At 72.4% G+C, this 12,572-nt stretch carries 12 protein-coding genes; 8 read left to right on the plus strand and 4 right to left on the minus strand.

Features of this window, described 5'->3' with window-relative positions:
* Nucleotides 1-26: 26 nt before the first annotated feature.
* A complete protein-coding gene (locus ACFVUY_RS32525; RefSeq protein WP_387735844.1) occupies nt 27-965 on the plus strand; it encodes a polysaccharide deacetylase family protein in 939 nt (312 codons plus the stop codon).
* A gap of 21 nt (nt 966-986) precedes the next feature.
* On the opposite strand, the gene ACFVUY_RS32530 is transcribed toward ACFVUY_RS32525, so the two are convergent.
* Together ACFVUY_RS32530 and ACFVUY_RS32535 are read right to left on the minus strand one after the other, a co-directional pair.
* Nucleotides 987-2,171 carry a methyltransferase domain-containing protein gene (locus tag ACFVUY_RS32530; protein WP_387735847.1) on the minus strand — a complete coding sequence of 395 codons (1,185 nt, stop codon included), beginning with the start codon at nt 2,169-2,171 and terminating at the stop codon, nt 987-989.
* 38 nt (nt 2,172-2,209) lie between these two features.
* A complete protein-coding gene (locus ACFVUY_RS32535) occupies nt 2,210-2,539 on the minus strand; it encodes a hypothetical protein (protein ID WP_387735849.1) in 330 nt (109 codons plus the stop codon).
* Nucleotides 2,540-2,859: 320 nt separating this feature from the next.
* Between ACFVUY_RS32535 and groES the strand changes: the two genes are divergently transcribed.
* From groES to ACFVUY_RS32550, 3 genes are all read left to right on the plus strand, one after another.
* On the plus strand, nt 2,860-3,165 hold the full coding sequence (groES, locus tag ACFVUY_RS32540; RefSeq protein ID WP_014136232.1) for a co-chaperone GroES: 306 nt from the start codon (nt 2,860-2,862) through the stop codon (nt 3,163-3,165).
* Between the two features lie 116 nt (nt 3,166-3,281).
* A complete protein-coding gene (gene groL, locus ACFVUY_RS32545) occupies nt 3,282-4,910 on the plus strand; it encodes a chaperonin GroEL (protein ID WP_387686335.1) in 1,629 nt (542 codons plus the stop codon).
* 132 nt (nt 4,911-5,042) lie between these two features.
* On the plus strand, nt 5,043-6,041 hold the full coding sequence (locus ACFVUY_RS32550; RefSeq protein WP_387686337.1) for a LysR family transcriptional regulator: 999 nt from the start codon (nt 5,043-5,045) through the stop codon (nt 6,039-6,041).
* Nucleotides 6,042-6,140: 99 nt separating this feature from the next.
* On the opposite strand, the gene ACFVUY_RS32555 is transcribed toward ACFVUY_RS32550, so the two are convergent.
* Complete coding sequence (locus ACFVUY_RS32555) at nt 6,141-6,467, minus strand: WhiB family transcriptional regulator (protein WP_387686340.1); 327 nt, start codon at nt 6,465-6,467, stop codon at nt 6,141-6,143.
* 562 nt (nt 6,468-7,029) lie between these two features.
* On the opposite strand from ACFVUY_RS32555, the gene ACFVUY_RS32560 reads away from it, so the two are divergent.
* The 4 genes from ACFVUY_RS32560 to ACFVUY_RS32575 all read left to right on the plus strand — a co-directional run bounded on the left by ACFVUY_RS32560 (nt 7,030) and on the right by ACFVUY_RS32575 (nt 11,862).
* Nucleotides 7,030-7,641 carry a response regulator transcription factor gene (locus tag ACFVUY_RS32560; protein WP_014136228.1) on the plus strand — a complete coding sequence of 204 codons (612 nt, stop codon included), beginning with the start codon at nt 7,030-7,032 and terminating at the stop codon, nt 7,639-7,641.
* Nucleotides 7,642-8,087: 446 nt separating this feature from the next.
* Nucleotides 8,088-8,696, plus strand: coding sequence for an RNA polymerase sigma factor ShbA (shbA, locus tag ACFVUY_RS32565; RefSeq protein ID WP_387686385.1), 609 nt, complete (start codon nt 8,088-8,090; stop codon nt 8,694-8,696).
* Nucleotides 8,697-8,990: 294 nt separating this feature from the next.
* Complete coding sequence (gene guaB / locus ACFVUY_RS32570) at nt 8,991-10,493, plus strand: IMP dehydrogenase (protein WP_387686343.1); 1,503 nt, start codon at nt 8,991-8,993, stop codon at nt 10,491-10,493.
* 241 nt (nt 10,494-10,734) lie between these two features.
* Nucleotides 10,735-11,862 (plus strand): GuaB3 family IMP dehydrogenase-related protein, encoded by a 1,128-nt coding sequence (locus ACFVUY_RS32575; RefSeq protein WP_380356899.1) that lies wholly within the window; start codon nt 10,735-10,737, stop codon nt 11,860-11,862.
* Nucleotides 11,863-11,942: 80 nt separating this feature from the next.
* On the opposite strand, the gene ACFVUY_RS32580 is transcribed toward ACFVUY_RS32575, so the two are convergent.
* The gene (locus ACFVUY_RS32580; protein WP_387686346.1) at nt 11,943-12,506 is read right to left on the minus strand and encodes a hypothetical protein; all 564 of its coding nucleotides are present in this window, start codon (nt 12,504-12,506) and stop codon (nt 11,943-11,945) included.
* Nucleotides 12,507-12,572 lie beyond the last annotated feature (66 nt).

A 12,572-nucleotide genomic window follows, 5' to 3' on the forward strand; every position in this document is an offset into this window, starting at 1 on the left:
GGCCGTTACCGTGCATAGCTGAGAGAATGCTGGACGGGAACCGGGAGCGCGCAGCGGTGATCAGGAACGGGCGGAGCAGGACCAGGACGTACGCGGCGGGGGCGGTGGCTCTGCTGGCCTTCGCCACCGGGTGCGGCGACAACGGGGGCGGCGGCAGCGCCGCCCCGGCCGCCGCGACCACGCCGGCCGCGCCCCGGCCCTCCGGCGCCGCGCCGACCGCGGCCGCGACCACCGCCGCCGCGGCCGGCGCCCCGGCGGGAGCGGGCGCGGCGGCCTGGGCCAAGTGGAACCTCACCCCGCTCGCCCCCGCCCCGGCGGCGCCCGCCGACAAGCCGATAAAGCTCGAACGGACCGGCCCTGTCCCGGTGTTCAGCGACGTGAAAACGAGCGACAAGGTCGTCTTCATCACCATCGACGACGGGGCCGAGAAGGACCCGAAGTTCGTCGAGATGCTCACCGACCTCAAGGTGCCGATATCGATGTTCCTGACCCGGGACATCGTCAAGAACGACTACGGCTACTTCAAGCCGCTCCAGGCCCTGGGCAACCACGTCCAGAACCACACCGTGGACCACCCGGTGATGAGCAAGATCCCGGCGGAGAAGCAGAAGTCCGAGATCTGCGACGCGCAGTCCGCGCTCACCCAGCAGTACGGCGCCGCCCCGCTGCTGTTCCGCCCGCCGTTCGGCGACGGCGCCAACACCCCGACGCTCAACACCTCCGTCCAGCAGTGCGGCCCGCGCGCGATGGTGCTCTGGCGCGAGTCGATGCAGATCCACGACATGCAGTACCAGGCGGCGGACAAGCAGCTGAAGCCCGGCGACATAATCCTGGCGCACTTCCGCGGCCCCAAGGAGCTCAAGGGCGCCACGATGACCCAGATGTTCGGCGACCTGCTGGCCCGGATACAGGAGCAGGGCTTCTCGGTGGCGCGGCTGGAGGACTACATCCAGCCACCCGCGTGACCGACGCCGCGGGTCGACCCCCTAGCGCGCCGCGACCGGCTGTCCCAGCATCATCAGCGGCCCGTTGTCGGTGCGGCTGAGGATCACCGTGACGCTGTTCGGCCCGGAGGGCTTGAGCTGGCGGCGCAGCTCCTCCGGGGTGATCGCCATCCCGCGCTTCTTGATCACCACCGTGCCGACCGCCCGCTCGCGCAGCAGCGCCTTCAGCTTCTTGATGTGGAACGGCAGCACGTCGGTGAGCTCGAAGGCGTGCGCGTACGGGGTGGCGACCAGCTCGTCCGAGGTCAGGTAGGCGATCTTCGGGTCGATCAGCCGGCCGCCCACCTGCCCGGCCACCTCGGCCACCAGGTGGGCCCGGATCACCGCGCCGTCCGGCTCGTACAGGTACCGCCCGACCGGGCCGGCCGGCGGGTCGGGCAGGTCGCCGCCGGTCAGGCTGGCGCCCTGCGGCAGCAGGGTGGCGCGGTGCGGGCTCGCGGCCCGGGTGCCGAACCAGAGCACGGCCTCCTTGACGTCGCCGTGGTCGGAGACCCACTCGGCCTCGGCGTCCTCCGGCACGGCCTCGTGCGGGATGCCCGGCGCGACCTTCAGCGCGCCGATCGGGGTCCGCCGGCCGGCCTCGATCGCCCAGGAGAGCGGCGGGGCGTACGCCTCCGGGTCGAACACCCGGCCGCGCGAGGTGCGCCGGGCCGGGTCGGTGAACACCGCGTCGTAGCCGCTGACGTCCACCTCGGCGACGTCCGCGCAGCGCACCTCGACCAGCTCGGACAGGCCCAGGGCGGCGGCGTTGGCCGCGGTGGTGGCGCAGGCCGCCGGGTCCTTGTCGACGGCCAGCACCTCGATGCCCGCCCGGGCCAGCGCCAGCACGTCCCCGCCGATGCCGCAGCACAGGTCCGCCAGCCGTCGGACGCCCAGCGCGGCGAACCGCTGCGCCCGCCACTCGGCCACGCTGCGCCGGGTGGACTGCTCGACCCCGTTGGGCGTGAAGTACATCAGGTCGGCGTCCGCCCCGAACTTCGCCCGCGCCCGCTGCCGCAGCCGCGCCTGCCCGAAGGCCGCCGAGACCAGCTCCGCCGGATGCTCCCGGCGCAGGCGGGTCGCCAGCGCCAGCTCCTCCTCGGGGGTGAACTCGCGCAATTCGGCGAGCAGGGCCTGGCCCTCGGGCGTCAGCAGCGGCTGGAGGTTCTCGGTGTCCACGGGGGCCATTCTCGCCGCTCGGCCGGTCGGTCACCGCAGCGCGGCGGTCACCGGCCGATGACGGGGATGCCGGAGGCGAGCCAGCCCACGAGCACGCCCAGCGGTGCCGCGGCCACCGCGGCGTACGGCGTGATCCGGTAGCCGAGGCGCCGGGTGCCCCGGTGGGTCAGGGCCAGCAGCACGAGCAGGACCACGATGCCGAAGACGTCCAGGGCCACCGTCCCGGGGCCGTACAGGGCGAGCAGCTTCAGCACGTTGAGCACGAGCGATCCGAGGAACACCGCGACGGCGGTCACCGCGAGCACCACCGCGGCGAGCACCAGGTCCGCCGCCCAGTGGATCCGCGGCGGCTCGGACGGGGCGGCCGGTCGGCTCACCGGAACACCCCCGGGACGAGCGGCGGCGCGGGCGGGGCGTCCTTCGCGCCGGAGGGTCCGACGCGTACCGGGGTGTCGGTCATGGCAGGAGTCTGCCCGAGGGAGCGCCGTCCGTACATGGGTACGGGAATCCGGACGCCCCAGGGCGCGTCGTTGGCACTCTGGTTGACTGAGTGCTAACACGGCCCTATGGTCGTCCTTGGCACTCTCCACCGGGAGAGTGCTAATGCGACGACGTGTGTCTGACCCCCGCGACGGCAGGCCCGCAGGATCGCCCTACCCGTTAGAAAACCCCGTAATCTCCGAAGGGGAGCTCGGACGTGACCACCAGCAGCAAGGTTGCCATCAAGCCGCTCGAGGACCGCATTGTGGTCCAGCCGCTCGACGCCGAGACCACCACGGCCTCCGGCCTGGTTATCCCGGACACCGCCAAGGAGAAGCCCCAGGAGGGCGTCGTCCTGGCTGTCGGCCCGGGCCGCTTCGAGGACGGCCAGCGTCTGCCGCTCGACGTCGCCGTGGGTGACATCGTCCTGTACTCGAAGTACGGCGGCACCGAGGTGAAGTACCAGGGCGAGGAGTACCTGGTGCTCTCCGCCCGCGACGTCCTCGCGATCATCGAGAAGTAAGACGTTCCGACCCGCCCCGGATCCGTGTCCCAAGTGACAGGGGCCCGGGGCGTGGTTGTTGGTTCACGTAGTTCGGCGGCCGGTGGGCCGGCCGCAGCCCCGAGGGAATAGGGAACATGGCGAAGATCCTGCAGTTCGACGAGGACGCCCGCCGCTCGCTGGAGCGCGGTGTCAACAAGCTGGCCGACACCGTCAAGGTGACCATCGGCCCCAAGGGCCGCAACGTCGTCATCGACAAGAAGTTCGGCGCCCCGACCATCACCAACGACGGTGTCACCATCGCCCGCGAGGTCGAGCTGGACGACCCGTACGAGAACCTTGGCGCGCAGCTCGTCAAGGAGGTCGCCACCAAGACCAACGACGTCGCGGGTGACGGCACCACCACCGCCACCGTGCTGGCCCAGGCCCTGGTCAACGAGGGCCTGCGCAACGTCGCCGCCGGTGCCGGCCCGGCCGCCCTGAAGAAGGGCATCGACAAGGCCGTCGCCGCCGTCTCCGAGCACCTGCTCTCGGTCGCCCGCGAGATCGAGGGCAAGGACGACGTCGCCGCCGTCGCGTCCCTCTCCGCCCAGGACACCCAGGTCGGCGAGCTGATCGCCGAGGCGATCGACAAGGTCGGCAAGGACGGTGTCATCACCGTCGAGGAGTCGAACACCTTCGGCGTGGAGCTGGACTTCACCGAGGGCATGCAGTTCGACAAGGGCTACCTGTCGCCGTACTTCGTCACCGACGCGGAGCGGCAGGAGGCGGTCCTGGAGGACCCGTACATCCTGATCAACCAGGGCAAGATCTCCTCCATCCAGGAGCTGCTGCCGCTGCTGGAGAAGATCCTCCAGGGCGGTGCCTCCAAGCCGCTGCTGATCATCGCCGAGGACGTCGACGGCGAGGCGCTGTCGACCCTGGTCGTCAACAAGATCCGCGGCACCTTCAACGCCGTCGCCGTCAAGGCCCCGGGCTTCGGCGACCGCCGCAAGGCGATCCTCGGCGACCTGGCCGTCCTGACCGGTGGCCAGGTCATCTCCGAGGAGGTCGGCCTCAAGCTCGACCAGGTCGGCCTGGACGTGCTGGGCACCGCCCGCCGCGTGACCATCACCAAGGACGAGACCACCGTCGTCGACGGCGCCGGTGACACCGAGGCCGTGGCCGGCCGCGTCGCCCAGATCAAGGGCGAGATCGCCGCGACCGACTCCGACTGGGACCGCGAGAAGCTGCAGGAGCGCCTGGCCAAGCTGGCCGGCGGCGTCTGCGTCATCAAGGTCGGCGCCGCCACCGAGGTGGAGCTGAAGGAGCGCAAGCACCGCCTGGAGGACGCCATCTCGGCGACCCGTGCCGCGGTCGAGGAGGGCATCGTCGCCGGCGGTGGCGCCTCCCTGGTCCACGCCGCCAAGGTGCTGGACGGCGGCCTGGGCCTGTCGGGCGACGAGGCCACCGGTGTCGCCGTGGTCCGCAAGGCGCTGCACGAGCCGCTGCGCTGGATCGCCCAGAACGCCGGGCTCGAGGGCTACGTCATCACCCACAAGGTTGCCGAGCTGGAGGCCGGTCACGGCTACAACGCGGCCACCGGTGAGTACGGCGACCTGCTGAAGGCCGGCGTCATCGACCCGGTCAAGGTCACCCGCTCCGCCCTGGAGAACGCCGCCTCGATCGCCTCCCTGCTTCTCACCACCGAGACCCTCGTGGTGGAGAAGAAGGAGGAGGAGGCCGACAACGGTCACGGCCACGGCGGCCACGGCCACTCGCACTGAGGCTCCGACGCCTGACCGGAGGCCCGGTCCGCGCCCCGCGAGGGGTGGCGGGCCGGGCCTCCGGCGTTCACCTTCACCGTTCAACTATCAGTAGAATTTTGCAGAATGCAAAGATTGCCTTATAACTAAGGCATGATCGAGGCCCGCCATCTGCGCGTCCTGCGTGCCGTCGCCCGCACCGGCTCCTTCTCCGCCGCCGCCCGCGAGCTGGGGTGTACGCAGCCCGCCATCAGCCAGCAGATGAAGGCGCTGGAGAAGTCGGTGGACACCCCGCTGGTGGTTCGCTCGGGCCGCGGGATGCAGCTCAGCGAGGCCGGCCGGGTCCTGCTCAAGCATGCCACCGGAATCCTCGCCGGGCTCTCGGCCGCCGAGGAGGAGGTGGCCGCGATCGCCGGGCTGCGGGCCGGGCGGGTGCGGCTGGTCTCCTTCCCGACCGCGAGTTCCACCCTGGTGCCGCCCGCGGTCGCCCGCCTGCGGGACGGCCATCCGGGGGTGCGCGTGTCGCTGGTCGAGGCGGAGCCGCCGGAGTCGCTGGCGATGCTGCGCGGCGGCGAGTGCGAGATCGCGCTGGCCTTCCGCTACCCGCAGTCCGACGGCGCCGTCGCGCTCCCGGCGCCGGCCCACGGCACGCCGCGCGAGGCGCGCGCCGAGGCCAATCTGGAGGCTCAGCAGCTGACCGCGGGGTCCGACTGGTCCGATCTGGTGGTCACCCCGCTGCTGGACGACCCGCTGGTGGGCCTGCTGCCCGCCGCCCACGGGCTGGCGGGGCGGGGCGGGGCGGTGGGGCTGGCCGAGCTGGCGGGGGAGCAGTGGATCGCGGGCTGCCCGCAGTGCCGGGGGCACCTGGTGGAGCTGTGCGCCGGGGCGGGCTTCGAGCCGCGGATCGACTTCGCGACGGACGACTATCCGGCGGTGGTCGGCCTGGTGGCGGCCGGGCTGGGAGTGGCGGTGCTGCCCCGGCTGGCGCTCCGGTCGGTGCGTCCTGACGGCGTGTCGACGGTGCCGGTGCACACGGCCTCCGGGGCGCCCGCGGTGCGCCAGGTGGTCGCGCTGACCCTGCCGGACCTGGCGGAGGTGCCGGCCGTGGCGCTGATGCTGGAGCGGCTGGCGGGGGCGGCCGCCGATCGCTGACGGTGGGTGACGGGGCCGCGGGGGTCCGGTACGTACGGTGAGCCAGAAGGCTGAAGCGCCGCGAAGGAACGTTTCTTCACGGCGCTCACGGAGTCGGGTCTAGCGCTGGGCGACCGCCGGCGGGGCCAGCGGGACCTCGATCAGTCGGTGCCGCGAGCGCCCCAGCATCTCCTCGCGCTCGTCCTCGGTCATCCCGCCCCAGACGCCGTACGGCTCACGGACCGCCAGCGCGTGCGCCGCGCACTCGGCGATCACCGGGCAGCGCATGCAGACCTCCTTGGCGCTGGCCTCGCGCGAACTGCGCGCGGCCCCGCGCTCGCCCTCGGGGTGGAAGAAGAGCGAGCTGTCCACGCCACGGCAGGCTGCGGAGAGCTGCCAGTCCCAGAGGTCCGCGTTGGGACCGGGGAGGCGGGAGAAATCTGCCATGGCTCATTCCCTTCAGAGGCTGTCGGCCGTCGGCCGGGCGTTCGGCGGGGCTGCTGCCGAGCGGTGCGGCGGGGCTTCGATGCACTGGTGTGGACACCTGGAAATATGACTTAAGGCAACTCCATGGACAAGTCACCCACACACTGGCACAACAGTCAATGACCATACGAAAGCTATAAAAACGGGCATAGTGGGCAAGGGCTCCGCCGGGCGCGGGCGTGGCAATCGGGTGGCCGACGGGCGCGCGACGTGCCGAATCGGTGTGCGGGTCGTACGCCCACCGCGCGCGAGCTGCGCAAAAGTGCGGCGTGTGCACCGCGATGCGGCTGATCGGTAATGGGTTGGCCACGTACAGTGGTGGAGATGGCCCCGAAGGCCGTAACTCATTCGAGTGACGGTCGTTGGAAGTGCGGAGGCGGTTAGCGGGCGCCGGACGTCGGGAACGATCGCGGGCAGGTTGGGGCGATCAGGACGGAGTCTGTCGCCGATCGGCCGTGTCGGAGAGGTTCGTACCAGCCAGGAGGCTCAACGTGACGCGGATCAGCTGCGGAGGACGACGGTCATGACTTCCGTTCTCGTTTGCGACGATTCCCCGCTCGCCCGCGAGGCGCTTCGCCGCGCGGTCGCGACCGTACCCGGTGTGGACCGGGTCACCACCGCGACGAACGGGGAGGAGGTCCTCCGCCGCTGGGTGGCCGACCGCTCCGATCTCGTTCTGATGGACGTCCGGATGCCCGGCCTCGGCGGGGTCGAGACGGTCCGGCGGCTGCTGTCCGCCGACCCCGGCGCGCGGATCATCATGCTCACCGTCGCCGAGGACCTCGACGGCGTCGCGCTCGCGGTGGCCGCCGGCGCCCGCGGGTACCTGCACAAGGACGCCTCGCGCGCCGAGCTGCGGGCCACCGTCACCCAGGCCCTCGCCGACCCGACCTGGCGGCTCGCCCCGCGCCGGCTGCGCAGCCCCGACATGGGCGCGGCACCGACGCTGACGGCGCGTGAGATCCAGGTGCTGGAGGGCATGAGCCACGGCCGCAGCAACGCCGAGATCGGCCGTGAACTGTTCCTCTCCGAGGACACCGTCAAGACCCACGCCCGACGGCTGTTCAAGAAGCTCGGGGCCTCCGACCGGGCGCACGCGGTGGCGCTGGGTTTCCGCTGGGGCCTGGTCCGCTGACCACCGGCGGCGCCGCCGGGTGCGGCGTGCCGCCGGCGGTTCCCGGAGCGGGTGCCGCACAGGCGTGTGACGTTACGGTCCCGAGGTTGCACCATGGAGGAGTGGAGCACCTCGGGGACCAGCGGACAGGCACTGCGGCGAACCACGCAGCCGCAGGACACTCGGCGGACGGCGCGACGGACGGGACCACCACCGATCGCGGCGGGGCGGGAGGCGGCACGGTGCAGGAGGGGCCGGTGGTGCGGGGCACGCCCTACGGTGCCGCAGCGCATAACGTTCCGGTGCACAACTCCGGACGCGGTGCCGCGTTTTCCCGCTCGACCAGGCACCATGGACCGATGCGCGACGACGTCGCCGGTACGGCCGGCCAGGCGGACCCGGCGGAGGCCGAGCCCTCCGGTCCGGGCCGTGATCCGTCGTACGCCGACTCCGACGGTCCCGCCGGCATGACCGGCCAGGACCGCCCGCCGGTGCTCGGCACGGGCGGCTCGCCGCTGATGGGCGAACTGGTCGCGGCCGCGGTCCGCGGCGAGGGCCCGGCGATCGACGCGCTGCTCGCCTACGTCCACCCGCTGGCGCTGCGGTACTGCCGCGCCCGGCTGGTTCGGCTGCCCGGCGGGGCCCGGCACCACGTGGACGACGTCGCGCAGGAGGTCTGCGTGGCCGTCCTGTGCGCGCTGCCCCGGTACAAGGACCAGGGGCGCCCGTTCGAGGCCTTCGTGTACGGGATCGCCGCTCACAAGATCGCCGACCTCCAGCGGGCCGCGATGCGCGGACCCGGCTCGACCGTCGTGCCGCAGGACGACCTGCCCGAGGTGCCGGACGAGGCGCTCGGCCCCGAGGAACAGGCGCTGCTGAGCAGCGACGCCGCCTGGGCGAAGGAGCTCCTCTCCAACCTGCCGGCCCGTCAGCGCGAGCTGGTGCTGCTGCGGGTGGCCGCCGGGCTGTCGGCGGAGGAGACCGGCGAGGTGCTCGGGATGTCGCCCGGCGCCGTCCGGGTCGCCCAGCACCGGGCGCTCAGCCGGCTGCGGGCCCTCGCGGAGGAGTCCTCCTGATCGGGTCCCCCGATCCGGCGGCCCGTCCCGATCCGCACTCTTTCCACCGTTTGCGGGCGGAATGAGCCACGGGGCCGGGTTGTTGTCAAGGGCACACGAGGACACATTCGCGGTGCCAGTACCATGGGGTATCGGCGCCTGGGCGGGTTGCCAAAGTTTGACGGGTGCGCTCTGGATCCCCTTGGAGGATCCTCCCATTGCATCCGGCTTCGGCGGTCTGCGCGAGTGAGCGATGAATGCGCCCCCACCCTCGGGCGTGAGCGGATAAGGCCGGCCACGGAAGGTACCCCCCAAATGTCTTACAACGCCGCAGGCGTACCCGAGAAGTTCGCGATGCTCGGGCTCACGTACGACGACGTCCTGCTGCTGCCCGGGGCCTCCGAGGTGCTGCCGAACCAGGTGGACACCTCCTCGCGGGTCTCCCGGAACGTGCGCGTCAACATCCCGCTGCTGTCCGCGGCGATGGACAAGGTGACCGAGTCGCGCATGGCCATCGCCATGGCCCGCCAGGGCGGCGTCGGCGTGCTGCACCGCAACCTGTCGGTCGAGGACCAGGCCAACCAGGTCGACCTGGTCAAGCGCTCCGAGTCCGGCATGGTCACCGACCCGATCACGGTCGGCCCGGAGACCACCCTGGCCGAGGCCGACGCGCTGTGCGCCAAGTTCCGCATCTCCGGCGTGCCGATCGCCGACGAGGCCGGCAAGCTGCTCGGCATCGTCACCAACCGCGACATGGCCTTCGAGTCGGACCGCAGCCGCCAGGTCCGCGAGATCATGACCCCGATGCCGCTGATCACCGGCAAGGTCGGCATCTCCGGGGTGGACGCGATGGCCCTGCTGCGCCGCCACAAGATCGAGAAGCTGCCGCTGGTCGACGACGAGGGCCGGATCAAGGGCCTGATCACCGTCAAGGACTTCGTCAAGGCCGAGCAGTACCCGAACGCGGCCAAGGACGCCGAGGGCCGGCTGCTGGTCGGCGCCGCCGTCGGTGCCAGCGCCGAGGCGTTCGACCGGGCCCAGGCCCTGGTCGAGGCCGGTGCGGACTTCCTGGTGGTGGACACCTCGCACGGCCACAGCCACAACGCGCTGGCCTGGATCGCGAAGATCAAGTCGGCCGTCGGGATCGACGTGGTCGGCGGCAACGTGGCCACCCGGGACGGCGCCCAGGCGCTGATCGACGCCGGCGTGGACGGCGTCAAGGTCGGCGTCGGCCCCGGCTCCATCTGCACCACCCGCGTGGTCGCCGGCATCGGCGTCCCGCAGGTCACCGCCATCTACGAGGCCGCCCAGGCCTGCCTGGCGGCCGGTGTGCCGGTCATCGGCGACGGCGGCCTGCAGTACTCGGGCGACATCGGCAAGGCGCTCGCCGCCGGTGCCGACACCGTGATGCTCGGCTCGCTGCTGGCCGGCTGCGAGGAGTCCCCGGGCGAGCTGATGTTCATCAACGGCAAGCAGTTCAAGTCCTACCGCGGCATGGGCTCGCTCGGCGCCATGCAGTCCCGCGGCCAGGGCCGCTCGTACTCCAAGGACCGCTACTTCCAGGCCGAGGTGGCCTCGGACGACAAGCTCGTCCCCGAGGGCATCGAGGGCCAGGTGCCCTACCGCGGCCCGCTGTCGGCCGTGCTGCACCAGCTCGTCGGCGGTCTGCGCCAGACCATGGGCTACGTCGGCGCCGCCACCGTCGCCGAGATGGAGAGCAAGGGCCGGTTCGTCCGGATCACCTCGGCGGGCCTCAAGGAGAGCCACCCGCACGACATCCAGATGACCGTCGAGGCGCCGAACTACTCGGCCCGCTGACCCGCTGAACCCCCGAAGGGCCCGCTGCCGCACCGCGGCGACGGGCCCTTCGGGCTGCCCGGGGCGCGGCCCGCGTGCGCCGGGAGTGCGGCCCGGGGGCGCGGCTCCGGGCGCGGCCGGACGCGTCCGGGGCGTGTCCGGGCCGTGGGCCGTCGGGGCGGGACCAGCGGCGGTACGGGATACTGGGGTGCGGCCGGGGTGACCCGGCGCGGGCATGAGCAACAAAGCAGAAGGGCTCGAAGTGACTGAGATCGAGATCGGGCGAGGCAAGCGCGGCCGACGGGCGTACGCCTTCGACGACATCGCCGTCGTCCCCAGCCGCCGTACCCGGGACCCGAAGGAGGTCTCGATCGCCTGGCAGATCGACGCGTACCGCTTCGAGCTGCCGTTCCTGGCCGCCCCGATGGACAGCGTGGTCTCGCCGCAGCAGGCCATCCAGATCGGCCGCCTCGGCGGTCTGGGCGTGCTGAACCTCGAAGGCCTGTGGACCCGCTACGAGGACCCGCAGCCGCTGCTGGACGAGATCGCCGCGATCACCGACGAGTCCACCGCGACCCGCCGCCTCCAGGAGATCTACGCCGCGCCGATCCGCGCCGAGCTGATCAAGCAGCGGATCCAGGAGGTCCGCGACTCCGGTGTGGTCACCGCCGCCGCGCTCTCGCCGCAGCGCACCGCCGAGTTCTCCAAGGCCGTTGTCGACGCCGGCGTCGACGTCTTCGTCATCCGCGGCACCACCGTCTCGGCCGAGCACGTCTCCAGCGCCGCCGAGCCGCTCAACCTCAAGCAGTTCATCTACGAGCTGGACGTTCCGGTGATCGTCGGCGGCTGCGCCACCTACACCGCCGCGCTGCACCTGATGCGCACCGGCGCCGCCGGCGTCCTGGTCGGGTTCGGCGGGGGCGCCGCCCACACCACCCGGAACGTCCTGGGCATCCAGGTGCCGATGGCGACCGCCGTGGCCGACGTGGCGGCCGCCCGTCGCGACTACATGGACGAGTCCGGCGGGCGCTACGTGCACGTGATCGCGGACGGGGGCGTCGGCTACAGCGGGGACATCCCGAAGGCGGTCGCCTGCGGCGCGGACGCGGTGATGATCGGGGCCGCGCTGGCCCGGGCGACCGACGCCCCGGGCAAGGGGTTCCACTGGGGGATGGAGGCCGTCCACGAGGAGCTGCCGCGCGGCAAGCGGGTGAACCTCGGCGCGGTCGGCACCACCGAGGAGATCCTCACCGGGCCTTCGCACACCCCGGACGGGACCATGAACCTGTTCGGTGCGCTGCGGCGCGCGATGGCCACCACGGGGTACACGGAGCTCAAGGAGTTCCAGCGGGTCGAGGTGACGGTGAACCCGGCGCTCGATCACCGCTGACGGGTGTCGACGGAGGCCCCTGCCGGGAATCGGCGGGGGCCTTCGGGGTTTTCGGGGGGCTTGCGGGAGGGGCGCCGGCGTCAGCTTCGGGTGGCGGTGCGGCGGGTGAGGAGGAAGCCGCCGATGAGGGCGATGGCGTAGAAGGCGGCGTCGAGGGGGCGGAGGTCGGCGCGCCAGGCGGTGACGGTGTCGTGCAGCAGGCCGTGGGGGGCGGGGCCCTCGGCGCGCAGGCGGCGGAGGTGTTCGATCAGTTGGCCGAGGAGGAGGGCGCCGGCGGCGAGGAGGGCGCCGAGCGGGGGGAGCGAGCGGCTCTTGCCGCCGAGGCGGCCGAGGGGGAGGGCGACCAGGCCGGCCGGGGCGATGGCCAGCCAGCCGAGGCTGTCGGCGGCGCGCAGGGGGGCGCTGCCGTAGGCCAGGCCGCCGATCAGCATGGCGAGCACGGCGAGGGCCACGGCCAGGGCGGTGCGGCGGCGGGGGACGGGCCGGGGCGGGGGTTCGGTGGGTTCGAAACCGGCCACGGGGGCGCCGGGCATGCCGGGGGCGACGTAGCCCTCGGGGGCGGCCGGGGGCGGCGCGACCGAGTAGTGCTCGGCGGTGCGGGGCCGGGTCGATGGGCCGTCAGTGCCCGGCGCGGGTGCGGTCATGGGCGTCGAATCCCCCCGGAAAGACGATGAGCTGCCGAACGGTAGCAGTGGTTCGGGCAGATCTTG

It is taken from the genome of Kitasatospora sp. NPDC058063, assembly GCF_042885395.1.
In the GTDB taxonomy this organism is placed as follows: Bacteria; Actinomycetota; Actinomycetes; order Streptomycetales; family Streptomycetaceae; genus Kitasatospora; species Kitasatospora lactacystinica.